The 22,971-nt window shown below is 68.5% G+C and carries 29 protein-coding genes; 18 read left to right on the top strand and 11 right to left on the bottom strand.

The annotated features are described in order from the left end of the window. The first annotated feature begins 15 nt into the window (after positions 1–15). From V9K99_RS16165 to V9K99_RS16185, 5 genes are all read left to right on the top strand, one after another. Positions 16–216 carry a hypothetical protein gene (locus V9K99_RS16165; RefSeq protein WP_337000174.1) on the top strand — a complete coding sequence of 67 codons (201 nt, stop codon included), beginning with the start codon at positions 16–18 and terminating at the stop codon, positions 214–216. Between the two features lie 109 nt (positions 217–325). Next, on the top strand, positions 326–1,216 hold the full coding sequence (locus V9K99_RS16170; RefSeq protein WP_337000173.1) for an ABC transporter ATP-binding protein: 891 nt from the start codon (positions 326–328) through the stop codon (positions 1,214–1,216). Between the two features lie 5 nt (positions 1,217–1,221). Then, the gene (locus tag V9K99_RS16175) at positions 1,222–2,025 is read left to right on the top strand and encodes an ABC transporter permease (RefSeq protein WP_337000172.1); all 804 of its coding nucleotides are present in this window, start codon (positions 1,222–1,224) and stop codon (positions 2,023–2,025) included. A gap of 5 nt (positions 2,026–2,030) precedes the next feature. Continuing rightward, positions 2,031–2,468: a hypothetical protein gene (locus tag V9K99_RS16180; protein WP_337000171.1), complete on the top strand. Its 438-nt coding sequence runs from the start codon at positions 2,031–2,033 to the stop codon at positions 2,466–2,468. Then, positions 2,465–3,931, top strand: a complete 1,467-nt coding sequence (locus tag V9K99_RS16185) for a DUF4389 domain-containing protein (protein ID WP_337000170.1) — start codon at positions 2,465–2,467, stop codon at positions 3,929–3,931. The genes V9K99_RS16180 and V9K99_RS16185 overlap by 4 nt, the downstream gene beginning before the upstream one ends. On the opposite strand, the gene V9K99_RS16190 is transcribed toward V9K99_RS16185, so the two are convergent. Continuing rightward, positions 3,928–4,794, bottom strand: a complete 867-nt coding sequence (locus tag V9K99_RS16190; protein ID WP_337000169.1) for a hypothetical protein — start codon at positions 4,792–4,794, stop codon at positions 3,928–3,930. The two genes, V9K99_RS16185 and V9K99_RS16190, sit on opposite strands and share 4 nt — an antisense overlap. A 166-nt stretch (positions 4,795–4,960) precedes the next feature. Between V9K99_RS16190 and V9K99_RS16195 the strand changes: the two genes are divergently transcribed. Continuing rightward, positions 4,961–5,758, top strand: a complete 798-nt coding sequence (locus V9K99_RS16195) for a universal stress protein (protein ID WP_337000168.1) — start codon at positions 4,961–4,963, stop codon at positions 5,756–5,758. 6 nt (positions 5,759–5,764) lie between these two features. Beyond that, entirely contained in the window at positions 5,765–6,181 is a 417-nt protein-coding gene (locus V9K99_RS16200; RefSeq protein ID WP_337000167.1) for a hypothetical protein, read from the top strand. Positions 6,182–6,192: 11 nt separating this feature from the next. Here V9K99_RS16200 and V9K99_RS16205 read toward each other — a convergent pair whose 3' ends face one another. Genes V9K99_RS16205 through V9K99_RS16215 form a run of 3 tightly spaced genes read right to left on the bottom strand, consistent with a single transcriptional unit; the run spans position 6,193 to position 9,499 of the window. Next, entirely contained in the window at positions 6,193–7,353 is a 1,161-nt protein-coding gene (locus tag V9K99_RS16205) for an ABC transporter permease (RefSeq protein WP_337000166.1), read from the bottom strand. Then, positions 7,350–8,519, bottom strand: a complete 1,170-nt coding sequence (locus V9K99_RS16210) for an ABC transporter permease (RefSeq protein WP_337000165.1) — start codon at positions 8,517–8,519, stop codon at positions 7,350–7,352. The genes V9K99_RS16205 and V9K99_RS16210 overlap by 4 nt, the downstream gene beginning before the upstream one ends. Further along, positions 8,519–9,499, bottom strand: coding sequence for an ABC transporter ATP-binding protein (locus tag V9K99_RS16215; protein ID WP_337000164.1), 981 nt, complete (start codon positions 9,497–9,499; stop codon positions 8,519–8,521). Before V9K99_RS16215 ends, V9K99_RS16210 begins: the two co-directional genes overlap by 1 nt. Positions 9,500–9,637: 138 nt before the next feature. On the opposite strand from V9K99_RS16215, the gene V9K99_RS16220 reads away from it, so the two are divergent. The 4 genes from V9K99_RS16220 to V9K99_RS16235 all read left to right on the top strand — a co-directional run bounded on the left by V9K99_RS16220 (position 9,638) and on the right by V9K99_RS16235 (position 13,246). Next, the gene (locus V9K99_RS16220) at positions 9,638–10,651 is read left to right on the top strand and encodes a zinc-dependent alcohol dehydrogenase (protein ID WP_337000163.1); all 1,014 of its coding nucleotides are present in this window, start codon (positions 9,638–9,640) and stop codon (positions 10,649–10,651) included. Positions 10,652–10,809: 158 nt separating this feature from the next. Beyond that, entirely contained in the window at positions 10,810–11,568 is a 759-nt protein-coding gene (locus V9K99_RS16225; protein ID WP_337000162.1) for a phosphatase PAP2 family protein, read from the top strand. 146 nt (positions 11,569–11,714) lie between these two features. Further along, entirely contained in the window at positions 11,715–12,620 is a 906-nt protein-coding gene (locus tag V9K99_RS16230) for a lysylphosphatidylglycerol synthase domain-containing protein (protein WP_337000161.1), read from the top strand. Further along, complete coding sequence (locus V9K99_RS16235) at positions 12,617–13,246, top strand: glycerophosphodiester phosphodiesterase (RefSeq protein ID WP_337000160.1); 630 nt, start codon at positions 12,617–12,619, stop codon at positions 13,244–13,246. Before V9K99_RS16230 ends, V9K99_RS16235 begins: the two co-directional genes overlap by 4 nt. 15 nt (positions 13,247–13,261) lie before the next feature. Here the strand turns inward: V9K99_RS16235 and V9K99_RS16240 are convergent, their stop codons facing one another. After that, positions 13,262–13,834: a permease prefix domain 1-containing protein gene (locus tag V9K99_RS16240; RefSeq protein WP_337000159.1), complete on the bottom strand. Its 573-nt coding sequence runs from the start codon at positions 13,832–13,834 to the stop codon at positions 13,262–13,264. Beyond that, positions 13,816–14,160, bottom strand: coding sequence for a PadR family transcriptional regulator (locus tag V9K99_RS16245; protein WP_337000158.1), 345 nt, complete (start codon positions 14,158–14,160; stop codon positions 13,816–13,818). Before V9K99_RS16245 ends, V9K99_RS16240 begins: the two co-directional genes overlap by 19 nt. 58 nt (positions 14,161–14,218) lie before the next feature. Between V9K99_RS16245 and V9K99_RS16250 the strand changes: the two genes are divergently transcribed. After that, positions 14,219–15,205, top strand: a complete 987-nt coding sequence (locus V9K99_RS16250) for an ATP-binding cassette domain-containing protein (protein WP_337000157.1) — start codon at positions 14,219–14,221, stop codon at positions 15,203–15,205. Continuing rightward, positions 15,202–16,038 carry an ABC transporter permease gene (locus V9K99_RS16255; protein ID WP_337000156.1) on the top strand — a complete coding sequence of 279 codons (837 nt, stop codon included), beginning with the start codon at positions 15,202–15,204 and terminating at the stop codon, positions 16,036–16,038. The genes V9K99_RS16250 and V9K99_RS16255 overlap by 4 nt, the downstream gene beginning before the upstream one ends. Here V9K99_RS16255 and V9K99_RS16260 read toward each other — a convergent pair. Next, complete coding sequence (locus V9K99_RS16260) at positions 16,035–17,498, bottom strand: multicopper oxidase family protein (protein WP_337000155.1); 1,464 nt, start codon at positions 17,496–17,498, stop codon at positions 16,035–16,037. The genes V9K99_RS16255 and V9K99_RS16260 overlap by 4 nt on opposite strands. Beyond that, positions 17,495–17,716, bottom strand: a complete 222-nt coding sequence (locus V9K99_RS16265) for an SHOCT domain-containing protein (protein ID WP_337323408.1) — start codon at positions 17,714–17,716, stop codon at positions 17,495–17,497. Before V9K99_RS16265 ends, V9K99_RS16260 begins: the two co-directional genes overlap by 4 nt. 238 nt (positions 17,717–17,954) lie before the next feature. Between V9K99_RS16265 and V9K99_RS16270 the strand changes: the two genes are divergently transcribed. Further along, positions 17,955–18,215, top strand: a complete 261-nt coding sequence (locus V9K99_RS16270; protein WP_337000153.1) for an SHOCT domain-containing protein — start codon at positions 17,955–17,957, stop codon at positions 18,213–18,215. 15 nt (positions 18,216–18,230) lie between these two features. On the opposite strand, the gene V9K99_RS16275 is transcribed toward V9K99_RS16270, so the two are convergent. From V9K99_RS16275 to V9K99_RS16285, 3 genes are all read right to left on the bottom strand, one after another. Further along, positions 18,231–19,769 (bottom strand): ABC transporter permease, encoded by a 1,539-nt coding sequence (locus V9K99_RS16275; RefSeq protein ID WP_337000152.1) that lies wholly within the window; start codon positions 19,767–19,769, stop codon positions 18,231–18,233. Continuing rightward, positions 19,766–20,416 (bottom strand): ABC transporter ATP-binding protein, encoded by a 651-nt coding sequence (locus V9K99_RS16280; RefSeq protein ID WP_337000151.1) that lies wholly within the window; start codon positions 20,414–20,416, stop codon positions 19,766–19,768. Before V9K99_RS16280 ends, V9K99_RS16275 begins: the two co-directional genes overlap by 4 nt. 100 nt (positions 20,417–20,516) lie before the next feature. Beyond that, positions 20,517–20,750, bottom strand: a complete 234-nt coding sequence (locus V9K99_RS16285) for a DUF2933 domain-containing protein (RefSeq protein ID WP_337000150.1) — start codon at positions 20,748–20,750, stop codon at positions 20,517–20,519. Positions 20,751–21,269: 519 nt separating this feature from the next. Between V9K99_RS16285 and V9K99_RS16290 the strand changes: the two genes are divergently transcribed. From V9K99_RS16290 to V9K99_RS16305, 4 genes are all read left to right on the top strand, one after another. After that, positions 21,270–21,428 carry a hypothetical protein gene (locus V9K99_RS16290; protein ID WP_337000149.1) on the top strand — a complete coding sequence of 53 codons (159 nt, stop codon included), beginning with the start codon at positions 21,270–21,272 and terminating at the stop codon, positions 21,426–21,428. 194 nt (positions 21,429–21,622) lie between these two features. Then, positions 21,623–22,111, top strand: coding sequence for a hypothetical protein (locus V9K99_RS16295; RefSeq protein ID WP_337000148.1), 489 nt, complete (start codon positions 21,623–21,625; stop codon positions 22,109–22,111). Between the two features lie 4 nt (positions 22,112–22,115). Continuing rightward, a complete protein-coding gene (locus tag V9K99_RS16300; RefSeq protein WP_337000147.1) occupies positions 22,116–22,511 on the top strand; it encodes a nitroreductase family deazaflavin-dependent oxidoreductase in 396 nt (131 codons plus the stop codon). Then, positions 22,508–22,948, top strand: coding sequence for an SRPBCC family protein (locus V9K99_RS16305; protein ID WP_337000146.1), 441 nt, complete (start codon positions 22,508–22,510; stop codon positions 22,946–22,948). Before V9K99_RS16300 ends, V9K99_RS16305 begins: the two co-directional genes overlap by 4 nt. Positions 22,949–22,971: the final 23 nt, after the last annotated feature.

Consider the following 22,971-nt stretch of genomic DNA (forward strand, 5'->3'; position numbering starts at 1 on the left):
CCGGAGGACAGCACCATGACTGACATCGACAAGGCCCGCGCACAGCGCGACGCCCTGCGCAACGTGGCCCGCCGGACGGTCGGCGGAACGTCACGTGCGGAGCAAGCACTCCAGCGCTACCTCGGCGTCGGCCTCTACGAAGCCCGCCACGCGCACGACAAGAAGGACGCCGGCCACGCGACCGACGCGGAGCCGCCCGACGAGACATCGCACTAGGCGCCGGGACCACGACGGGGCCTACGGACCGGGCGGTGTGGACCTTGGACCCTGACCGGATCCGCGGCCGCTTCCTAGCGTCGGAAGTGGAGCGGAAGGAGACGACCAGATGGAGCTCGCGATCCGGACCCGCCGGCTGACCAAGCGGTTCCACCGGCACCTCGCCCTGACGGAGCTCAATCTGGACGTGCCGCCAGGCGTCGTCTTCGGCTACCTCGGGCCCAACGGCGCCGGCAAGACCACCACGATCCGGTTGCTCACCGGGCTGATCCGCCCGACCTCCGGATCGGCCATCGTGTTCGGCTTCGACGCCGGCGACCAGTACGACGTACTCCAACGGCGGATCGGCTACCTCCCCGGCGAGTTCGTGCCGTACCCCGACCTCACCGTCACGCAGTACCTGCGGTACTTCGCGCATCTGCGCGGCGGAGTCGACCAGGCGATGATCGACGGACTGGCGAAACGGTTCGAGCTCGACCTCACCGCCCGGATCGGTGCCCTGTCGCACGGCAACAAGCAGAAGGTCGGCATCGTCCAGGCCTTCATGCACGAGCCCGACCTGCTGGTGCTGGACGAGCCGACCAGTGGGCTCGACCCGATCATGCAGCGCGAGTTCCTGGCACTGCTGCGGGAGTGCCGGGATGCCGGCCGGACCGTCTTCCTGTCGTCGCACATCCTCTCCGAGGTCGAGGCCGTCGCGGACACCGTCGGCATCCTCCGCCAGGGCGAACTCGTCACCACGCAGTCGATCGAGGCCCTCCGGGACCAGGCCCGGCGCCGGCTCGACCTGACCTTCGCCGGCGTCGCACCGATCGACCTGATCCGCGGCGTGCCCGGCGTACAAGAAGTCTCCGCGGAGGCCCGGACCGCCCACGTGACCGTGACCGGGTCGACCGCACAGCTCGTCAAGGCAGTCGCGCCGTACGACGTGACCAACATCGTCACGCACGAGGCGGACCTGGAATCGGTCTTCCTCGACTACTACCGGGCGCAGGGGTGAACCAGATGTTCCGCACCGTCTTCCTCAAGACACTGCACGATCACCGCCGCGGACTGTTCGGCTGGTCGATCGCGATCGCGTTCCTGGTGCTGCTCGAATGCGCGCTCTGGCCGTCGATCCGGGACACCCCGGGCCTGCAGGACCTGTACAAGTCCTTCCCCGAGGAGATGCGCAAGTTCTTCGATCTCGAGGCGATGACCACCGGTATCGGCTTCCTCAACGCCGAGCTCTTCACCCTGCTGCTGCCCGGCATGTTCCTGGTGTACGGCGTCAGTCGCGGCGCGAAGGCGATCGCCGGCGAAGAGGAGCAGGGCACCCTCGAGCCACTGCTGGTGACGCCCGTCTCGGGTGCCCGGATCGTGTTCGACAAGGCGCTCGCCCTGGCCGTTTCCATCGTGGCACTCGGACTCGTCCTGTTCACCGCGACAGTGGTCGGGAGTCTCGCCTTCGACCTGGGCATCGGCCCGGCCGACGCCGCCAGCGGCGCGATCGCGATGACGTTGCTGGGTGTCGAGTACGGCGAACTCGCACTGGCCGTCGGCGCCCTCACAGGCCGTCGTGGGACGGCGATCGCCGTGTCCGCCGTCGCCGCCACCGCCGGCTATGTGCTCTACGCGGCCGGCCTGATGCTCGAAGCCTTCGAATCGTGGGCACCGTTCTCACCCTTCCACCAGGCGTTCACCGGTGGACCGCTCGGCGCCGGACTACCCGCCGCCTACCTCTGGCTGCTCGCCGGCGCCGGTGCCCTGGTCGCCATCGCCCTGCCGGCCCTCGACGGCCGCGACATCGCCACCAGTCACGGCAGGTGAGCCGGATGACGATCAGAGTACGAGACCTGGCGGCCACCGGACTTGCCATCACCCTGGCCGTCCTCTACCTCGCCTTCCGCTCGATCGAGCAACTGCCCCTGATCGAGAGCACCCGTGACATGACCTCAGTCGCGCTGATCCTCGGCGGAGCCCTGGTCCTCCTGCTGCTGAGCGTCGAACGGTACGACGTCGTCGGCTTGCTCACCCTGAGCCTGGCCGTGCTGTCCGTGGTGCTGGGTGCCTGCTCACTCGCCCTGGCCGACACCGCCGCCGCGGACACCCTGCTCACTGCCTTCATCGCCACGGTCCTCGCCGTCTGGGCGATCGAACTGGCCGAGCACGTCACCTTCTCCGCACCTGAAACCGCTTCGGATCCGTCAGCTCCGGCGGACCACGGCACCCACTCCCGCGGCTTGAAGGACCGCACCAAGGAGGAATCATGAAGCACTATCCGATCCGGCTCGAGGGCAACCTCGATCCGTCCGTCAGCCGCGGTCTGTGGCTGGTGAAGTGGCTACTCGCCATTCCTCACTACATCGTCCTGGCCTTCCTCTGGCTGGCCTGCGTGGTGGTCAGCGTGATCGCGTTCTTCGCGATCCTGTTCACCGGCAGGTACCCACGGTCGATCTTCGACTTCACCGTCGGAGTCCTGCGATGGACCTGGCGAGTCGGCTTCTACGCCTACAGCGCGCTCGGCACCGACCGCTACCCGCCGTTCACGCTGGCCGACGTACCGGACTATCCGGCCCGGCTCTCGGCCGACTACCCACCGAGGCTGTCTCGCGGGCTCGTGCTGGTGAAGTGGCTGCTGGCCTTCCCACACCTGCTGGTCACCGCGATTCTGCTCGGCGGCGGTCCGTACCTGTCCTATCGGCTCGGTGACACCTCCACCACGATCCAAGGTGGCGGTCTGATCGGGCTCCTGGTCCTGATCTCGGCAGTGGTCCTGCTCTTCACCGCCCGGTATCCGCGCGAGCTCTTCGACCTGATCATGGGCCTGAACCGCTGGGTCTACCGGGTCGGAGGCTACGTCCTGCTGTTGACAGACGAATACCCTCCCTTCCGCCTCGACACAGGGAGCGGAACAACTCCGCGCGGGATCGAGGACAGCGCGCGACCTGACCTGGTCCCGCAGGCGCCTCCGCCTGCCCCCGTCCAGCACAGTGTCGGTCAGCCGGCCACTCCCGCACAGTACGGCGACCGGCCGGTGCACCGCTGGACTGCCGGACGCGTGATCAGTGTCGTCGCCGGGTCATTGCTGGTCGTGACCGGGATGGGCCTGGTTCCGACCGGGGCCGTCGGGCTGTGGGCGGACCAAGCCGCCCGCGATTCCGATGGCTACATCAGCACCGACCTCGCCCGGTTCTCCAGCCCGGGCTATGCGATCACGACGGAGCCGGAAGCCATCCGCTTCGACGGCCCGGACTGGGTGATGAACCGGATGCTCGGCGAGGTCCGGATCACCGCTGACAGCGCGACCTCGGCGCCCGTGTTCATCGGGATCGCACGGGCCGGCCGGGCCACGACGTACCTGGCGCCGATCGAGCACACTGTGATTCACCGGCTGGACCAAAGCGTGACCACCGATGAACAACGCGCCGGACAGGCACCCGCCGTCCCACCGGGTGACGAGTCCTTCTGGGTGGCGCAGACCTCGGGAAGCGGTCAGCAGACGCTTGACTGGAAGCCCCAGACCGGGACCTGGACCGTCGTGGTGATGAACGCGGACGGCAGCCGGCCGGTAGCGGCCGACCTCGCCGTCGCGGCGACCGTCCCCTGGCTCGACGACGTCTCGTACGCCCTGATCGGCTCCGGCCTGATCTTCCTCATGATCGGCGGCTCCCTGATCGCCATCGCGGTCCGCCGTACCCAACAACAACTCACCCCAGCCGCCATCGGCGGCTAGTCCGCCCACAGGCCCGGCCGCAGGAACGTCTGCTCCTCGGCACGCAGGGTTCGCAGCCAGCGAGTTGTGAGCCAGATGCTTGCCACGAGCAACGCTGCGGACGGGCCTGCGTCGGGGCCGAGGTGCAGGGTCTCACCGGTGACCAGGACGGCCAGGACTCCCGCCCAGAGTGCGGTGAACAACGTGACGATCTTGATCAGTGCCACCACGGCCAGCGGGCCGGCGACGGGGCGGCCGCGCAGGAGCATCACGCCTACGGCCGCGATGCACGGAAGTACGACGACCAGGTCGAGCACGAACACCGGATAGGGCGTGCCGCCGATCCCCTCGGGGTCGGGGACATGCCCGCCGGCGGCGTACGGGACGAGCGTGGAGAGCCAGAGCAGCGCGAACAAGATCGCTACCACGACCAGCATCCAGCCGGTCCCGCGCTCGAGACGCCGTGACTCCGGCCGTTGCCATGCCGATCCACGCAGCCGGAGCAAACCGTCGACCAGCGCCGCTCCAGCGAGCGATTCGATCACGACGTACACCAGGAAGACGCGGTTCATCGGGACGCCGGTCAGGTAGATCGCGTAGCTGTAGACGACATACGCCAGCAGGCCGAGCCGGGCGAGGTGGCCTCGTGGGGAGATCGTGCGGTGACGGACGAGAAGGACCAGCAGGCCGGCGACCAGGATGCTGCACACGTCCTGGGCCTTGGCACCCAGCACTGTCGCGGCCGGAAGATCGCGGTACGGCTCGGCGGCCAGCAGACCGTATGCCGACGCCGTCACGATGCCCAGAGCAAGTCCGACGCTGGACCACAGCGTCATGGCAGTACGGCGGACAGCGCCGCCCACGTGAATCGACTCAATCGTCATGGCTTCCTCCCTCGTCAATCTCCAAGGTCGCCAGGGCACGCGCCATCCGACCAGGGTCCAAGGTCTCCAACCCCTGGGACCGTCCCCAGGTCGTGGGACCTTCGCCCCTGCCCGCAGCGGCCGCGCCGGTGCATCGTGGAGATGAGAGCTACGGGAGGAGACGGCAATGAGACCCAGACCAGTGGTGGCCGGTGTCGACGGCTCGCCGGCCGCCGAGGCCGCGATCCGGTGGGCGACCGCCGAGGCGGCATCCCGTGGCGCCGAGCTGCACTTGATCGAGGCCCTCGCACCACTGCTTCCCGGACAGGAGCACCGCGCGGCCGCTGAAGAGATCCTCCGCGCCGCGATCGCTCTGTGCCGCGAACTCGATCCCGATGTCGCCGTCGACGGCCGGCTCGAGGACGGTTCGCCGTCCGCGGCTCTGATCAAGGCGTCGGCCGAGGCGGACCTGGTCGTGATCGGCAGCCGCGGCCTCGGCGTGATGCTGGGTGCGCTGATCGGTTCGACCGGGCTCGATCTGGCCGCGAACGCCCGGTGCCCGATCGTCGTGGTGCGCCCCGACCTCGGCGGCGAGTCCGGCAGTCACGTGCTGATCGGGTACGACGGTTCGTCCGCCAGCCGGCTCGCGCTCGAGTTCGGCCTGGACTACGCCCACCGGCACGACCTCAAGGTCCGGGTGGTCGCCGCCCAGCCGTCGCACACCGAACTCCACCGGATCACACCGGAGGAGCTCCGTGACGCGGTGCACGACCGCGAGCACGGCCGGGACGCCGAGCTCGTCCAGATCACCGGCCACCCCGCCGAACACCTGCTTCACCTGTCCGCCGACGCACGGCTGATCGTGCTCGGCGCGCGCGGGCGGGGCGGCTTCAGCGGCATGTTGCTCGGATCGGTCAGCCAGACCGTCCTGCATCACGCCGACTGCCCGGTGGCCGTCATTCCCGCGGCCGCGATCGGAGGCTGACCCGCGATGACCAACAACACCCGAACCCCCGTGCGGATGGAGCCCGCCCGGATCTGGCAGACGATCCACTGGGGATTCCTGGCGATGTTCGGCGCCGGCGCCTTCGTGCACGCCGGGCTCGCCATCGGCAGCCCCGACTCGTATCGGCCGTTCGCGGACGAGGCACTGTTCGACTGGGTCTACGACGGCTGGCAGAACGTGTTCATGGCGCACCCGACCCTCTGGGCGCTGCTGCTCGGCGCGGGTGAATTCGTGATCGCCGTACTGCTCGTGCGCGCTCGCCGCCTCGGATACGTCGCGGTGGTCGCCTTTCACCTCGCGCTGATGCTGTTCGGCTGGGGCTTCTGGCTCTGGTCCGTTCCGGCTCTCGCCTTCGCCGTACCGGCCATGCTGCACGCCTTCCGCACCGCCTCAGAGTCCTGATGCCACAGGGCTCAGTGACTCAGCCGGCGCTGGAGCAGGATCGACGCCAGGCCGAGCATCCCCGCTGCGAAGCCGGCGAGCACCACCAGCTCGGTGGCGATGTCGGTGATGTCACCGGCCCGGGACAGCACGGTGATCCAGGCGTCCACCGCCCACGCGTGCGGTGTCACATGACCGAGCAGGCGGACCGCTTCCGGCACGATCTCCAGCGGCCACATGCAGCCGCCGAGCATGGCGAACCCGATGCCCAGCACCGGGCCGATCGCCGTCGCCTGGTCCGCGGTCTTGAACACGGCGCCGCTGAGCATGCCGGCCCCAGTACCGACGAGCGCCCAGGTGCCGATCAGCGCAATCGCGGCGAGTGGATTGCCCCAGCCGACCCCGAACAGCAGTGCCCCGACACCGACGATCAGACCGGACTGCAACAAGGCGAACGTCAAGTAGCACAGGGTCTCGCCGAGCACCAGGCTTCTGGTACGGACCGGGGCCGCCCGGGCTCGGTTGTAGATGCCAAGCTGCCGCGTCTGGACTACAGCCGCCCCACCGGCCAGCGAGTTGATGAACACGAACAGCACCAGCATGGTCGGAGCGCTGTAACTGAATCCGAGCGGCAGATAGTCACTTCCGGTCGCCACGTTCTGGCTCGTGACGGCGATACGCGGCGTCACCCGCTGCAGAGCGGTTGCCGCAGGCAACTGCTCCCCCACCGTGCTCCCGGTCATCCGTGCCGCGAAGGCGGCCGCCTGGACCCGTTCGGCATGCCGGCCGACAGCGGCTGAAATGGCAGACTGTACGGCGCCTTGCGTGGACTCCGCGCCACCCGCCAGCACCGGTACCTGTACGTCGTTCCCCCGCAGCAGCGTGGCGTCCAGGTCAGCCGGGATGAGCACCACCGCGTCAAGCTCACCGCGACGCAACGCCGTACGGGCCGTCTGTTCGTCGGCGAACGTGTGGACGGGGCCGACGCTCTTCAGCTCGTCGGCCAGAGCGGACGCGAGTGGGCGCCCGGAGCTCTGCCCGTCCAGGACGCCGATCCGGAAGCCGCTCGGGTTCTGCACCACCGTTCCGATGATCGCGATGATCACGACGGGCAGCAGCACGATGAAGAACAACGCCGTCCGGTCCCGCAGCATCCTGCGCAGCGAGGCACCGGCAACAGCGAACGCAGTCATGTGGCAACCCTCCGACGGCCGACGAGCACGGCAAGCGTCCCGAGCACCGCGGCCATGCCGAGGATCGCAAGGACAGGACGGACGGCGCTGCCGGCGGCGGCACCGGTGGCGAGATCGGTGAAGCCACGCAGCGCCCACCCGTTCGGCGTCAGCAGCGCCAGCCGCCGCAGCATCTCGGGTGCCTGGCTGATCAGGACGAAGTTCCCGCCCAGCAGCAGGAGTGCGAAGGTGATCATCGTCGCGAATCCGTCCGCCTGCCGTTCGGTTCGCGACACGGCGACCACGAGAGCGGTCAATGCGACCAGAGCCGCCGACATCGCCACGATGAGAGCGGCGGCCGGCAGCGGCGGACCCCATTCCGCGTCGAACGCCAGGGACGTCACGACAGCCAAGCTGGACAGACTGATGACGCTGTAGACGAACGCGGCGAGAGACTTGCCGAGCAGTACGACGCCTCGTCCGAGCGGTGCCGCGCCGATCCGCTCCAACGTGCCGGTGTGCTGCTCGGCGAAGTAGCTGCGCGCGGTGAACCCGATCGCGAACAGCACGAACATGATGCCCATCGCGGGTGCGTAGTAGCTCGCCGTCGTCAACTGCCGATAGCCCGTCGGACGCGCCACCACCGATTCGGGGAGCCTCAGGTCGGCGACCGCCGCGGCGAGCTCCGCCGTACGGCTCGGTGGCACACCGGCGGCCAATGCGGCATGCACGGACAGGCGGTCGGCGTTGAGTTGCGCGACATAGGCATCGGCAACGGCTCGGGCCACCTGTGCCTGCAACGGGTTGTCCGGGCTTGCCAGGACGGTGATACCGACCGGCTCGTCACCGACGGCCGCCGTACTGAACCCCGGCGGAATCACCAGGCCGGCACCGACCTCACCGTCGTCGACGAGGCGGCGAGCCTCCGATTCGTTGTCCATCGACCTGACCGTCAGTACGTCGGACAACTCCGGGCCGGTCATCGCCGTACGGATCGCGGCCGCGATCTGGCCGCGATCGTTGTCCACGAACGCGATGTCGGCGTGGAACGCCTCCACCGAGGAGAAGGCGAAGCTCATCAACGCCGCGACCGCCACCGGCGCGACGAACCCGATGACGAGAGCCGAGCGGTCGCGGAAGCGTTGGCGCAGATCTTTGGCGGCAATCACGAGGGCTGCGAGCATCATCACTCCCGCAGGGCGGTGCCGGTCAGGTGCAGGAACACGGCCTCGAGGTCCGGCTCGGCCACCTCGACCGATCGGATCGCCGTACCGGATCGTTCCGCCGCATCCAGAACGGTGGGCAGCACGCGGCGGCCGTCGCGGGCGAGCAACTGGACCTGACCGTCCTTCACGTCGGCGCGGTCGATTCCGTCGATGCCACGGCAGCGATCGGCGAGGGCGCCCAGGTCACCGGTTGCGGCCAGCATGATCCGATCGTGCTCGCCGAGCTGGGCGACCAGTTCACGACGGGTGCCTTCGGCAACCAGCCGGCCGTGGTCGATGATGCCGACCCGGTCGCAGAGCCGCTCTGCCTCCTCCATGTAGTGCGTCGTGTACAGCACTGCCATCCCGGCGGCACCGAACGAGCGGACACTCTCCATCACAGCGTGGCGGCTCTGCGGGTCGACGCCGACCGTCGGTTCGTCGAGGACCAGCAGGGTCGGCTCGTGCAGCAGTCCGGCGCCGATGTTGAGCCGCCGCTTCATACCGCCCGAGAACGACTCGACCCGGTCACGGCTCCGCTCCGACAGGCCGACCAGCTCGAGCACCTTGCCGACCCGGTGGTTGAGTGCCTTGCCGCGGAGCCCGTAGAGGCGGCCGAAGAACTGCAGGTTCTCCCGTGCGGTCAGGTCGGGGTACAGGGCGATGTCCTGCGGCACGTATCCGACGTACTTCTTCGCCACAGTTGCCGTCGTACTGACCTGCTGCCCGGCGATCACAGCGCTGCCCGCATCCGGTCGCAGCAGTCCACAGACCAGCCGGATCGTGGTCGTCTTCCCGGCTCCGTTGGGGCCGAGCAGTCCGTACGTCTCCCCCGCGGCCACCTCGAAACTGACGTCGTCGACGGCGATCCGATCCCCGAATCGCTTGCCCAGGTGGGACGCGACCAGCACCTGCGTGGTGTTCACTGCGTGCTTCGGCGCAGCAATCTCGACAGCTTGCATACCTTCAGCCTCAGCCGCGATCGGAGCGGACATCAGGGCCGAGAGTCCCTGCCTTTAGGGCCTATTGCTCGTGGTCGCGGCGGGCCGCCGTACGGATAGCTGGAGGGGTTCACTGCTATCGATTCCGAGGAGAACCCCATGCACGCAGCAGTTGTCAACGCCTTCAGCCGGCCGCTGGAGATCAAGGAGCTGCCCATCCCGCAGCCTGGACCAGGCCAGGTCCTCGTGCACATGGAAGCGTCCGGTGTGTGTCACACCGACATCCACGCCGCTCACGGCGACTGGCCGGTCAAGCCCGGGCTGCCGTTCACCCCGGGCCACGAGGGAATCGGCCCGGTCGAGGCGGTCGGCGAGGGCGTATCGGACGACCTCATCGGCAAGCGGGTCGCGATACCCTGGCTGGCCACGTCCTGCGGCAACTGCCGGTACTGCGTCTCGGGTCGCGAGGCGTTGTGTGAGAGCCAGCTCAACAGCGGCTACTCGGTCGACGGCGCGTACGCGGAGTACGCCGTCGCCTTCGCGCACGGGGTCGTCGAGGTGCCGGACGGCGTCTCGTCGTTCGACGCCGCACCGCTGACGTGTGCGGGAGTCACGACGTACAAGGCGATCAAGGTCGCCGAGGTCACGCCGTCCGAGCGGGTGGCGGTGTTCGGGATCGGTGGCCTCGGCCACCTCGCGGTCCAGTACGCCCGGCTCGTCGGCGGTCTCGTCACGGCGGTCGACGTACAGACGAACAAGCTCGATCTTGCCGCCGAACTGGGGGCCGACCACCTGGTCAACGCGGCCATCACCGATCCGGTCGAGGAGATCAAGTACGTCGGCGGCGCCGACGTCGCGATCGTGCTCGCCGCGTCACCGAAGGTGTTCGAGCAGGCTTACCGGTCGCTGCGCCGGGGTGGCCGGCTGGTGATGGTCGCGCTGCCGGCCGACAACGCGAGTATCGACGTACCGATCTTCGAGACTGTCCTCGGCGGCATCTCGGTCATCGGGTCGATCGTCGGCACCCGCCAAGACCTCGCCGAGGTCTTCGCCCTGCACGCCGCCGGCCGCACCAAGGTGATCGCCGAGCCCCGCAAGCTCGCCGACGTCAACACCTGCTTCGACGACGTGCTCGCCGGCCGCGTCCCCGGCCGGCTCGTCTTCGAGTTCTGATCCACCGCTCGACACCCTGGCCGGCCCGAGCCGGCCAGGGCGTCGACATCTGTCAGTACACGTCCGCAGACCGCGGGTCACAGGCCTCCAAGCGAAGGTCGAAAGTCCCTGTACCAGCGGGTGGTGATCAGGCACTGTGGTCGGTAGGGGGTGGATTCATGTCAATGAGGTTGGCCGGAGCAAGACGTCGTCGAGTCGCGTGGGAGGTCGCCCTCATCCTCACCGGCATCGGCCTCTACTTCGGAGTCCGCGGCCTGATGGAGACCCGGGTCGATCTCGCGTACCGCAATGCCGAGCGGTTGATCGAGCTCGAACGCTCGGCCGGCGTCTTCAGCGAGCCCGAACTCCAGGAAGCCGCCGTCGCACACAGTTGGCTGGTCGACGCGGTCAGCCAGTTCTATATCTACGGACACTGGCCCGTGGTCGGCCTCACCTTGCTGTGGCTGCTGCTCCGGCACGGCGACGAGTACCCACGGTTCCGCAACGCCATGCTCATCTCCGGCGCGATCGGCCTCGTCATCTTCGCGGTCTTCCCGGTCGCACCGCCGCGGTTCCTGCCCGGGTACGGCTTCGTCGACACCGTCACCGAACAGACCTCGGCCTACCGCGTCCTGCAACCGCCCGCCTTCGTGAACCAGTACGCCGCCCTCCCCAGCCTGCACTTCGGCTGGAACCTGCTGATGGGGATCGCGTGGGTGAGCCTGGCCGGCCACCCGCTCGCCCGGCTGTTCGGCTGGCTGATGCCGCCGGCGATGCTCGCCTCGATCGTCCTCACCGCGAACCACTACCTCATCGACGGCCTGGCCGGCGGCGCCATCGCCCTGTTCGCCCTGCTCGTAGCGAACCGCCTGAGAGAACGGCGCCGTCGTCGGCTCATGACGCCCCCCACCCAGCCGGAAACCGTGATCCGCACGTAGCTGCCTGCACCCAGCCGGTGTCCACGACGTGTGCATCAGGATGCGGCAGCTTGGGAACCGGGGCTATTGTCTGACACGTCAGGCACCCGGCTGGCTGGAGCCAACCCCTCACTCTCCGCTGTCCCGGGCGCCGGAAGGAGCCCTCCGTGCAGCTGGGTCATGGGCACACAGCAAAGATCTGGCGGATCGTCCGCGCGATCGTCACCCACCGCGTCACCCACCTCACCGCACTCGTGGCCGCCGTCGGCCTCTCATTGTGGAACGTCGACCGCGTGCCCCACACGGCTGTCCTGCCTGCCATTGTGGGTCTGTTGCCGTTCGCGATCGGGAAATACGTCCTGTGCCCACTGCGCTGGCACGCGCTGTCCACCAGCGGACGCACCCGGCGCTGGCACATCCGGGCGTACGCGGAGAGTGAGGTCCTCGGCCTCATCTCACCGTGGCACGCCGGCGCGGACATCTGGCGGGTTCACCGACTGGAGCGCACCGGCGTACGACGGACTGCCGCGATCTCCGAGGTTGCGCTCGACCGGTTCGTCGGCGCGGTCGGGCTGATCGTCGCGGTCGCGGTCTGCGGGGTGACGATGCCCCCGGTCGTGCTCGCGGTTGCCCTCGGCGCGGCAGCCGTCGTACTCGTCGTAGCTCTGATCGTGAACCGTCGCCGGCCAGGCCTGGCGCGTCGCTGGCCGTGGCCGTCGCCGAAGGTGTTCGGCGTCGGCGTGCTGCTGTCGATCGGCTATCAGACCACCATCCTCGGACTGCTGATCGGCGCGATCCACGCGGTCGGCGACTCGGTGTCGGCGATGCAGCTGGTCGCCGTGTTCGGAGCCAGCCAGCTCGCCGGCGTCCTGCCCGGCGTTCATGGCGCGAGCCCCCGCGAAGGCGCTCTCGTCGCCGGTCTGGCGTCGATCGGTGTCTCGTGGACCGCCGCATTCGGCGCGGTCGCGCTGACCGCGTTGCTCTACTGGATCCCGGCCCTCCTGATCGGCGGCGGCTGCCTGCTGCTGCGCTGGCGTGGCTGGTTCACCGAGCCACACCCGAGTACGACGTGAGACCTCGGCTCCTCGTCGCACACCGGGCCGGAAACGACCTGACCACCTTGCGGGCCGCGTTGGACGCGGGGGCGGACCTGGTCGAGGCCGACATCCACGCGTTCCGGGGCCGCCTCGAAGTCCGGCATCTCAAGTCGCTCGGACCGTGGTGGCTCTGGGACCACGGCGAGTTCGTCCGCCGCCGCAACGCCTCGCTGCTCGAGCTGACCGACCTCCTCGCGGCCTCGAGGGGTGATCACCGCCTGCTCCTCGACCTGAAGGGCATCCATCCCCGACTGGCGAGGCGCCTCGCGGCAGTGCTGCCGGACTCCCCCATCACCATCTGCACCCAGCACTGGTGGATGCTCGACGCGTTCCGCGATCGTCCACACGTCCGCCTCGTCCTCTCCGCCGGCAGCCGCCGCGGCCTCCGCCGATTGCGCCGACGTCTTCGCACCCGCCCGTCGTACGGCGTGTGCATACACAGCCGCCTGCTCACCCCGGCCCTCGTCACCGAACTCCGCCAAGGAGCCGAAGCCGTCTTCACCTGGCCCGTGGACACCGAAGAAGCCCTCCACCACGCGCACCACCTCAACGTCGACGGCCTGATCGGAAAGGACCTGGCGCTGCTCGCCGCGACCCGCTGACTCGACTCCGGGGTATTACCTGGTGAACAAGTGCGGAAGGTTGCGACCGGTCAGTGCGACGCGGACCAGACTGGCTTGGACCGCCAGCACCATCGGCCAGGACAACGCCGGCGCGGCGACAACGACCGCGGTCATCATCGCGAGGTCCAGCAGCATCACAGCGGCGCTCGCAGGCCCGGCGAGCCGTGCTGTCGTTGGATTACTGCTCCTGGCGATGACCCCGAAGGTTGCCGCCACGGCGAGCACCGCGGCCCCGAAGGCGACGACGGCGGCAGGCGGAAGCTGCCAGGTCCAGACGTGCGCGGTAATCAACGTCGCGCCCCACAGGCCGGCGAACACAGGAGCGGTTGCCAGCAGAGCGATCGCGGTGTGCCGGGCCAAGGATTGGTGAGCGAAGGCTGCGGTGACCTGCGCCGGGCGGCCGAACTCGGAGATGGCCGCGTCGGCTGCCTCAGCCGGGGAGAGACCGCGCCGCAACTGATGCTGGAAGGTCTCCTCCAGGCCGTCAGCGAGTTCCTCGACGGTCTCGGCAGGGAGCCGCCGGGCCAGCTCGGCCAGATAAGTCTGGATCAGGTCGCGGTCGGCCATGGGCCAGGTTCCAGCAGCGTCGTGATCGCGGCGGCGAACTCGCGCCAGTTGGCGCGCTCGCCCGCGAGCTTCTTGTGACCTTCGGCGGTGAGCTGGTAAGTCCGGCGGCGACGTCCGTCGACCACCGACCAGGACCCGCTGATCAGCCCGGCCCGTTCGAGCCGGTGCAGCGCCGGGTAGACCGTGCCGGTGGGCAGGTCGAACCGGCCACCGCTGCCGTCGCGCAATGCCTCCTTGATCGCGTACCCGTGCTGGGGACCGTCGTTCAAGGTGGCCAGCAGCAGGACATCGAGGTGACCCTTCAAGGCTTGCGCTTCCGCCCTCATAGGTAGGTATCCTACACCCAATGGATAGGTAGTAATCCTAGCTATGGGTGGTAGCGTGATGAGTGAACCTGCGATCGTGGCCGAGGGACTCGTGAAACGGTTCGGATCGGTCGAGGCGCTCGGCGGCGTCGATCTGGAGGTTCCGGCCGGGGCGGTGTTCGGGCTCCTCGGCCCGAACGCGGCGGGCAAGACCACCGTGGTGCGCATTCTGACGACCCTGCTGCGGCCGGATGCCGGCAGCGCGCGGGTCGCCGGCCTGGACGTGATGACACAGGGGGTGGCTGTGCGGCGCCGGATCGGCCTGTCGGGCCAGTACGCCGCGGTCGATCCGTATCTGACCGGCCGGGAGAACTTGCGGATGATCGGCCGGCTGTCCGGCCTGAAACGCGGCGTTGCCCGACGGCGCGCTGACGAGTTGCTGGACACGTTCGATCTGGCCGCCGCGGCGGATCGGATGCTGCGTGGCTATTCCGGCGGCATGCGGCGGCGGTTGGACGTGGCGGCCAGTCTGGTACGCCGGCCTTCGGTGTTGTTCCTGGACGAGCCGACTACAGGCCTGGACCCGCGGGGCCGGATCGGGTTGTGGCGCACGATTGCGGCGCTGACCGCGCAGGGCACGACGGTACTGCTGACCACGCAGTACCTCGAAGAGGCCGACCAGCTCGCCGACCACATCGTGGTCATCGACGCCGGCCGGGTGATCGCGAGGGGAACGTCTGACGAGTTGAAGGCGCGGGTGGGGGGCGACCGGCTCGAGTTGCGGGCGCCTTCGGGCGCGGACGCGACAGCACTGGCTTCAGCTGTCGCAGAGCTCGGCTCTGGTCCACCAGTCGTCGACACTGCTGACGGCCGGGTGCTACTGCCGGTAGCAGATGGTCCCGGGGTGCTCGGTGAAGCAGTGGCCCGGCTGGCGGCCAATGGGCTGCGAGTGACCGACCTAGCCCTGCGCCGGCCGTCACTCGACGATGTGTTCCTGGCCCTCACCGGCCAGTTGGCGAGCTCATCGACCGGCTCGGATCTTGCCAAGGCCGGGAGCCGGAGATGACGACCGAGTCAGCGGCAGCTGACCTGCGACCAGCTGACTCCGAGTCTGTTGAGTTCGGGCCGTCGCGCGGTCTGGTGTGGTTGCTCGGTGACGTGTCCGTGATCACCGGCCGAAACCTGCGCCGACTGATGCGGGTGCCGACCTTGATCGCCTTCGCCACCGTGCAACCCGTGCTGTTCGTGTTGCTGTTCACCTTCGTGTTCGGCGGCGCGATTCACCCGCCTGGGGTGGACGAGTACGTCGACTTCCTGCTGCCGGGGATCTACGTGCTGGCCATCGCGTTCGGCGCCTCCCAGACCGGTGTCGCCATCGCCGACGATCTGGCGACCGGAATGATCGACCGATTCCGTGCACTGCCGATGACCCGCTCCGCGGTTCTGGCCGGGCGCACCGTGGCCGACGCGGTGCGCAACCTCTTCGTCCTAGTGCTGATGACTGGGGTCGGGTATGCGATCGGGTTCCGCTTCCACGCCGGAGTCGCAGCCGCAGCGGCGGCCATTGGTCTGGCATTGCTGATCGGTGTCGCGTTCTCCTGGATCAACGCCCTGGTCGGCCTGCTGGTCCACGACGCCGAGACGGCGGGGCTGGCGGGCCTGATGCCGGTGATCGTCCTGGTATTCACCAGCTCCACCTTCGTGCCGGTCGCGACCATGCCCGGCTGGCTGCAGGCCTTCGCGAAAGTCAATCCGGTCACCGTCACGGTCGACGCACTGCGCGCCCTCGTACTCGGCGGCCCCACAGCTGAACACGTGTGGCAGGCGATTGCCTGGATCCTCGGACTGCTCGTCGCCAGCATCCCCATCGCAGTACTCCAGTACCGCCGAACCAGCTAGCCGTGCACGTTGACGGTGCCCATCATCCCGAGGTCTTCATGGTCGAGGACGTGGCAGTGGTAGACGCTGCGGCCGGGATGGTCGGTGAAGGCGATTCGCAGGCGCACCCAGCCCCGCGCCGGGATGAGGACGACATCTTGTAGCACTCCGTTAGGTGGCGTCCCGGCACTGGCGTCCAGGACGTGGAACGGCCAGGCGTGCAGATGGAACGGGTGGTCCATCGGGCTCGAGTTGACCACGGTCCATTCCTCGGTGGTGCCTAGGGCAACGATCTGGTCGTCCCGGCCGGGGTCGAAGGTACGGCCGTCGATACTGAAGGTCATGCCACCCATACCGGCCGCCATGCCCATGGCAAACGTCAGCCGACGCTGTCGTGTCGCCGGGGCCGACGGGACCGGCGGAGCCGGCAGGCTCGTGGGGACGAGCGGTGACGCACTGATCGGTCCGGACACGAGCATGGTCGCGAGCGTGACAGGACTGCCGTTGGACGAACCACCCCCGCCCATCATGCCGGTACTCCCGCGGTCGTAGGGATCGCTGACCAGCGCGAACCGCCCGTTGCCGGTGGGGCGTACTAGCAGATCAGTTCGGTTACCTGGCGCCAGCAGCACCTGCTCCCGGTCGACGGGGGCCGGCAGGAAGATCCCGTCGAGGGCGATCTGCGTGAGTTGGTGGCCCTCCATGCGCAAGGCGATGACGCGGGACGTGCAGCCGTTGATGACCCGCCACCGCTGGACCGCCCCTGGGGTCGCGGCGATGACGGGTTCGTGCTGGCCGTTGACCAGAACCAGGTCGCCTTCGCGGCCCTGCAATCTGGCCATCTGGCCGGCCGGAGCGACGCGGCCGCCGCCGTCCAGGGTCGTGTCGGTGACCAGGAGTACCAGGTCGTCGCTGACCGGCAGATCGGGCTCGGCCTCGACCAGGAGCGCACCCAGCAGGCCGGCGAAGATCTGGTCGGCGACGGTGCCGTGATGGTGTGGGTGATACCAGAACGTGCCGGCCGGATGGTCGGCCGGGATGCGGAAGCTGTAATCGAAGCTGTCGCCGGGGTTGACGGTGACGAACGGGTTGTCGCCATTGCCGTGCGGGGACACGTGCAGCCCGTGGGTGTGGAGGTTGGTCGGCTGATCGAGGCGATTGACCAGCCGTACCCGGAGCAGATCGCCGGGCCGCACCTGCAGCGTCGGGCCAGGTGACGTCCCGTTGTATCCCCAGGCGGAGGTGTCGTGGCCGGCCAATCGCGCGCCCGTCGCGGCGGTGAGTCGCACATCGAGTACGCCGCCCGAGCTCGCCATCACCTGCGGCAGGACCAGGGCCTGACCGGTGTCGACCGGGCTCAGGCGGCCCCGACTTGGTGCGCCGAGACCGGTGATCCATCCGGTCAGCCCAACCGCCGTACTGGTGGTGCCCAACGCGAGGAGGGCCAGTGCCTGGCGCCGGCTGATCGGTTGACGGTTCACTGGAGCAGCCCTTTGCGGCGCTGGTACTCGTCGGCATCGATCTCGCCCCGCGCGTAGCGGGTGTCCAGGATCCTTCGTGCCGCCGAGTCAGAGCCGGCCGGACCCGACAACCGCTTGCTCTGCACCAGCCGAACCGCGAGATAGCCCAGAATCAGCAAACCAGCCGCACTCAGTGCGGGCCACACCCACATCCAGCCCATCGTGACACCGCCCATCATCGCCAAGCGCTCACGGGCCGATGGCCGGCTCCGGCGTCTCGCAACCCGTCACCTCGAAGCTAGTGCCGAATCCAGCCTGTTGGTCTTGCCGATGGTCCCGACCCGCAGGAGCCCAACGTCCCCATTCCCGGCCGCAGACTGCCGCAGGTCCCATCGGACACGAGACTTAAGCCTCTGGCCGCCGAAGGCAGCTCGACAGACGGTGAAGACAGGATGCCGACTGTTGGGAGCGACGATCATGATGTACGGAAACGACTGGGGCGCTGGCTGGGGCTGGATGATGATTCTGATGCCGGTGTTGTGGATCGCGCTCACCGGGGCGATCGTGTGGGCCGTGGTCAAGGTCGCGCAGCGGCCTGTCACCCCGGCGTCCGACCAACCACGGCGAGAGACGCCGCAGGAGATCCTGGACCGGCGATTCGCATCTGGTGAGATCGACACCGACACCTACACCCAGGCGAAGGCCCACCTCGCCAGCCAGGATGTCCACTCGCAGTGACGCGGTCGGGGCCGATCACCGGTCCACGGTCACTGTTGGGTCGTGAACCTGCCGCCGCCTCATTTCAGTGCGGCCGTGTACAGGCCGGAACACCAGCGCGGTGGCCGCTCCGAGCACTGCCAGCCAGGCGAATGCGAGCAGGAGTGGTCCGGTCTGGTCGAAGGTGGCGGTGAGTCCACCGTCGAGCAGCACCCGGTCGGCGCCGTAGCCAGGCAGGGCGCGGGCCCAGCCTGGCGGTTCGGCGCGCAGCATCGGGCTCTGGGCGATGCCGATGTCCAGGAACGGCAGGAGGAACGCGATGAAGACCCCGCTGACCCGGCCGAAGATCGGGCCGAGGCAGACGCCGATCAGCGCGTAGGTGGCGGCCAGGAGTAGATTGCCCGCGGCGTACACCGGCCATTGCCTGGCGTCGAAGACCAGCGCGGTCACGGCAAGAGAGGCCGCGGTGACCAGCAACACCGCGACCCCGATCACGGCAAGCCTGGCGCCGAGCAGCGCCCCGGTGCGGAACCCGGCCAGCCCGAGCCGGCGGTCGCCTGCGCGGGCGTCGAGAACGACGAACAGCCCGGCCAAGGTGGCCAGGGCCGAGATGGCCATCGGCGTCATCGTTCCGGCGTGCATGTCGGGCAGCCAGAACGTCACGTCCGTCTTGGTGCCGTCGTCCACCAAGGACAGCGTCATGTAGCCGTCTTCGGTGATCACCTTGGACAGCCAGATGAAGACGACCGGTACGACGACCAGCAGGGCCCACAGCACCGGGTTGCGCCGGTAGTCGCGTAGGCCCATCCGCAAGCCACCGAGGAACTGATCCGCCCTGGACCCGACCCTGATCCGCTCGACGGACCGATGGGCCACCCGGGTTGTCGCGATGACCACTACCCAGGCCACGGCCAGGGCGCCGACTGTCCAGGCAAGCGCCCAGCCGAGATCGCCGAGTCGGCCGCCGTGGCGGGACGGGAGATCGACCATCCACAGGGTGACGAAGTGGGTCGGGAACCATCGCGTGGCCAGCCGATCCGGCGAACCGACAGCAGGTCCGAAGAACACGTCCATGATCCAGACGAACAAGATCAGCACCGTGCCGTTGACCGGATTGCGCACCACGGCGCCTACCAGTGCCCCGATGGCCAGGTAGACGACGCCGAACATCAGCGTGCCGGCGACGGTCCGGCCGAGCTGGTCGATGCCGGTGCGTGCGGCCAGCGCCAGGAGTGCTGCCGCTCCGACGAAAGCGGCCAGGATCAGGCCGGTGCCGATCCGGGCCGCGACCAGCCGGGTCGCGGGGAGTCCGGCCAGCACGAGGCGCCGGTCCGCGGCGCGGGCGGCCCGGGTCTGGAAGTACATCGCGACGGCGGCCAGGAAGCCCGCCGCCCAGCCGGCGGTGGCGGTCTGCACGGCCGGGCCACTGCCGCCACCGAGCAGCTTCGCGGCGTCAGCCATCGACCCGGCGGCGACCACCACGAAGACCACCGGCACCAGCACGAGTACGACGAGGTTGACCGGGTTGCGCACGTAGTCGATGAGGAACCGGCGGACCAGGAGCGTCGTCGTCATCGTGGTCTCGCCACCCCGTCGCGCAGCTCGACGATCCGGTCGAAGCGCTCTTCATCGGTGACGAAGTGGCTGATGATCAGCACCGACCGGCCACGCTGCCGGCGATCGGCGACCAGTTGCCAGAACTTCAGATAGGTATCCCAGTCGAACCCGCTGTAGGGCTCGTCCAGCAACAACACCTCGGGATCCGCGAGCAGGGCAAGCCCGAGGTTGAGCTTGGCCAGGGTCCCGCCGGACAGCCGGTCGGCGCGCGTCCCGGCGTACCGCTCGAAACCCAACGCGGCATACAACTCACGCCGGGACCGGCGCTCGGCCTCCGCGGGCATCCGATACGCGTGCCCGAACAACTCGAAGTGCTCGTCGCAGGTGAGCCGCTCGTAGATCACCGGCTCCTGCGGGCAGTATCCGAGACGGCCACTCATCGACACGGCTCCGCTGTCGGCGGCGATCGCACCCACCAGGATCTTCATCAGAGTCGACTTGCCCGATCCGTTCTCGCCGACCAGGCCGACCACTTCGCCCCGGCGAAGGTCGAGGTCGGCGCCACGCAGGACCTGCTGAGACCGCCGTACCGGCCAGACCCCATGCCGATAGCCCTTCTCGATCCCGCTCGCGGTCAGCACTGTCGTGGCCAGAGTCTCCGGCACGCCTGCCCATCCCACGGACACCGGTGAGCCGTCCATAGGTCATTTCTCCTCGGTGGTGCGGACTACCTGCTGCCGGCCGGGCGGGAACACCGATCCTCGGTCACGGTTTGCCTGCGGTTGGGTGGTGCTCGTCTTTGTCCCGCGGTCGATCGGGCTTGTGGTCTGAGCCGTTCTGGCCGCCATGCATGCCGCTCATCATGAACAGCATCGCCAGCGGGCAGGCCAGCACGGCCAGGCCGATCACCAGGGTCGTCACCGGAACGCCGGCCAAGACCAGTCCGACGACGAGGATCGCGGCGGCGAGCCCGTACAGCGGCGCGTTCTGGTTCTTCATGGCATGTCCCTTCCTCGGGATCTCACCCTGAGCGTGAGCGCCTCGCCGGCCCCGCGACCAGGGGACAAAGTCGCCACCGCGGCACCCAAAGGTCCTGTCCGATCCAGGCCATCGGCTCTACCCCGGCGGGGGTATGCGGGGGTCACCCTCGAAGTAATCAACGGGAGGTCGATATGGGGTGACCGGATGAGTACCACCGACACCGTGGTCCTGCTCGGAGCCGTTGCCTTGACGGCCGTGCTGGTCCCCCCGACCACAAGGCCGAGGAAATCCACCGCCTGCAAGCAGAAGGCCGCCGTTGCTCGGCCTCCGGCTGAGTCCCATGCCGGCGGCCGCGGCCATGGCGCTCAGTTCGCTGTCCGTCGTCGGCAACGCCAACCGGCTCCGCCGCCACACACCACCACCAGCAGATCCCGGGGACCATGGACATCGGATGTCGCCCCGTGGACTCTGTCCTTAGAGGGAGGATCTGCGCTCCCCCGCCAGCTCGGTCGGAGTGCTGAAACCACGGAGGTTGTCATGCTCACCCTGTTGATCGTCTTACTCGTGCTCTGGCTTGTCCTGACGGTTGTCGGCTTCGCCGTCGAGGGCTTGGTCTGGCTCGGCATCATCGGGATCGTCCTGTTCGTGGGAACCGGCGCGATCGGAATGGTTCGCCGTCGGGCCCTGCACCGCTAGCGCGGCCGGCTGCCCAACGTCCTGCGGATGGGGGTCGTTCGGCCCTGCTGGATTCATCGCCGTGAGCACATCGTGGCCTCAAAGGCCCGCTGTTCCGGCGATATCTGGTCGCCCCCGACGCGATGCTCGCATTGTCGGCGCGGCTCTCCAGAGCACCACCATCAGGAGCTGGCCACCAGCCCGAGGAGGGCATCATGCGAGCACTTCACATCCAGCAGCGGTCACCCCACGAAGCCCCGGTTCACCAAGAGCACGTCCCCGGCTTCCTGCAACCAGTTGGACGCTTCGTCCTGCATTTCCTCCAGATGTGCCTGGTGATGTGTGCCGGCGCGATCAGCCTGAGTGTGCTGTTCTTCGGCGGCGCGGCACTGCTCGGCTATACCGACCTGCCGGAGCGGGCGCCCGAATTGACGACGCTCGTCATCGCCATCAACCTCTCCCTGCCGATGGCCGTTTGGATGCGGTTCATGGGGATGGACTGGCGGCCCACCCTGGAGATGTCGGGCGCGACGATGGTCGCCGGACTGCTCCTGATCGTGGCGTACTGGCTGGACATCCTCGCCAAGACCAGCCTGCTCGAGCTCCAGACAGGTCTCCTCGCCTGCCCCCTGATGCTCGCGATCATGCTGATCCGCTTCCGCCTCTACTCATCCCCCCACAGCCGCCACCACGCGACTCGGTGAGCGCATGCCTTTCGCGAGACGTTTCGCCCGGTTCAACCGCATGGTCGCCAATCCGATCATGCGGCTGATCGCGGGCTGGTTGCCGCCCTTCGCCATCGTGACGCACCGCGGCCGCCTGACCGGGCGGTCGTACGCGACACCAGTCCTGGCGTTCGACACCGACGACGGGCTCGTCCTGGCTGTCCTGTACGGCACGAACTCGGACTGGGTGAAGAACGTCCTGATGGCCGGTCGGGTGGAGGTCCGACGACGTCGCGAGGCGCGTCAGTATGAACAGCCCCGACTCATCGGCAACGAAGGGATGCAACTGCTGCCGACCATGCTCCGTGGTCCGTTCCGCCTCTTGGGCGTCGACCACTTCATCCGCCTCACCGCGTCAGGAGAGGAGCACCGCGAATGAGTCACCTCGTCGGGGAGGTGACCATCGATGCGCCGGTCGACGAGGTGTTCGACCTGGTTGCCGACGAGCGAAACGAGCCAAGGTACAACCCCCGGATCGTGCGCGCCGAGATGGTGAGCGAGGGTCCGGTCGGCGCCGGCGCCCGATTCGTCGCTCAGCCCAAGAACATGGGAGCGAGGGGCGAGATGAGCGTGACGATCCTGGAGTACGACAGACCGCACAGTCTCCACAACGTCGTGCGCTCGTCGTACCTGCATGTCGACGGTACGTTGACCTTCGAGGCGGTCGACGGCGGGACGCGCCTGAAGTGGGACTGGGACATGGCTCTGGTCGGACCGATGCGGATCCTCTCCCCAGTGCTCGCCCTGATCGGCCCCGCGTGGGAGCGCCGGAACTGGGTAGACCTCAAGCACTACCTGGAGTCCGGCCGCCGCTGAGCAGTCCGGTCCGGCGGATGCGA

The sequence above is a fragment of the Kribbella sp. CCNWLW201 genome (genome assembly GCF_037203805.1).
Classification (GTDB): domain Bacteria; phylum Actinomycetota; class Actinomycetes; order Propionibacteriales; family Kribbellaceae; genus Kribbella.

Excerpts from the sequence above, each read along its gene's own strand:
- V9K99_RS16295 (WP_337000148.1), top strand. The coding sequence starts at position 21,623 with ATGCGAGCACTTCACATCCAGCAGCGGTCACCCCACGAAGCCCCGGTT.
- V9K99_RS16245 (WP_337000158.1), bottom strand. The coding sequence starts at position 14,160 with ATGAGGGCGGAAGCGCAAGCCTTGAAGGGTCACCTCGATGTCCTGCTG.
- V9K99_RS16255 (WP_337000156.1), top strand. The coding sequence starts at position 15,202 with ATGACGACCGAGTCAGCGGCAGCTGACCTGCGACCAGCTGACTCCGAG.
- V9K99_RS16225 (WP_337000162.1), top strand. The coding sequence starts at position 10,810 with ATGTCAATGAGGTTGGCCGGAGCAAGACGTCGTCGAGTCGCGTGGGAG.
- V9K99_RS16195 (WP_337000168.1), top strand. The coding sequence starts at position 4,961 with ATGAGACCCAGACCAGTGGTGGCCGGTGTCGACGGCTCGCCGGCCGCC.
- V9K99_RS16200 (WP_337000167.1), top strand. The coding sequence starts at position 5,765 with ATGACCAACAACACCCGAACCCCCGTGCGGATGGAGCCCGCCCGGATC.
- V9K99_RS16175 (WP_337000172.1), top strand. The coding sequence starts at position 1,222 with ATGTTCCGCACCGTCTTCCTCAAGACACTGCACGATCACCGCCGCGGA.
- V9K99_RS16285 (WP_337000150.1), bottom strand. The coding sequence starts at position 20,750 with ATGAAGAACCAGAACGCGCCGCTGTACGGGCTCGCCGCCGCGATCCTC.
- V9K99_RS16190 (WP_337000169.1), bottom strand. The coding sequence starts at position 4,794 with ATGACGATTGAGTCGATTCACGTGGGCGGCGCTGTCCGCCGTACTGCC.
- V9K99_RS16300 (WP_337000147.1), top strand. The coding sequence starts at position 22,116 with ATGCCTTTCGCGAGACGTTTCGCCCGGTTCAACCGCATGGTCGCCAAT.
- V9K99_RS16210 (WP_337000165.1), bottom strand. The coding sequence starts at position 8,519 with ATGATGCTCGCAGCCCTCGTGATTGCCGCCAAAGATCTGCGCCAACGC.
- V9K99_RS16180 (WP_337000171.1), top strand. The coding sequence starts at position 2,031 with ATGACGATCAGAGTACGAGACCTGGCGGCCACCGGACTTGCCATCACC.
- V9K99_RS16185 (WP_337000170.1), top strand. The coding sequence starts at position 2,465 with ATGAAGCACTATCCGATCCGGCTCGAGGGCAACCTCGATCCGTCCGTC.
- V9K99_RS16170 (WP_337000173.1), top strand. The coding sequence starts at position 326 with ATGGAGCTCGCGATCCGGACCCGCCGGCTGACCAAGCGGTTCCACCGG.
- V9K99_RS16290 (WP_337000149.1), top strand. The coding sequence starts at position 21,270 with ATGCTCACCCTGTTGATCGTCTTACTCGTGCTCTGGCTTGTCCTGACG.
- V9K99_RS16265 (WP_337323408.1), bottom strand. The coding sequence starts at position 17,716 with ATGATGGGCGGTGTCACGATGGGCTGGATGTGGGTGTGGCCCGCACTG.
- V9K99_RS16215 (WP_337000164.1), bottom strand. The coding sequence starts at position 9,499 with ATGCAAGCTGTCGAGATTGCTGCGCCGAAGCACGCAGTGAACACCACG.
- V9K99_RS16165 (WP_337000174.1), top strand. The coding sequence starts at position 16 with ATGACTGACATCGACAAGGCCCGCGCACAGCGCGACGCCCTGCGCAAC.
- V9K99_RS16270 (WP_337000153.1), top strand. The coding sequence starts at position 17,955 with ATGATGTACGGAAACGACTGGGGCGCTGGCTGGGGCTGGATGATGATT.
- V9K99_RS16220 (WP_337000163.1), top strand. The coding sequence starts at position 9,638 with ATGCACGCAGCAGTTGTCAACGCCTTCAGCCGGCCGCTGGAGATCAAG.
- V9K99_RS16305 (WP_337000146.1), top strand. The coding sequence starts at position 22,508 with ATGAGTCACCTCGTCGGGGAGGTGACCATCGATGCGCCGGTCGACGAG.
- V9K99_RS16240 (WP_337000159.1), bottom strand. The coding sequence starts at position 13,834 with ATGGCCGACCGCGACCTGATCCAGACTTATCTGGCCGAGCTGGCCCGG.
- V9K99_RS16205 (WP_337000166.1), bottom strand. The coding sequence starts at position 7,353 with ATGACTGCGTTCGCTGTTGCCGGTGCCTCGCTGCGCAGGATGCTGCGG.
- V9K99_RS16250 (WP_337000157.1), top strand. The coding sequence starts at position 14,219 with ATGAGTGAACCTGCGATCGTGGCCGAGGGACTCGTGAAACGGTTCGGA.
- V9K99_RS16275 (WP_337000152.1), bottom strand. The coding sequence starts at position 19,769 with ATGACGACGACGCTCCTGGTCCGCCGGTTCCTCATCGACTACGTGCGC.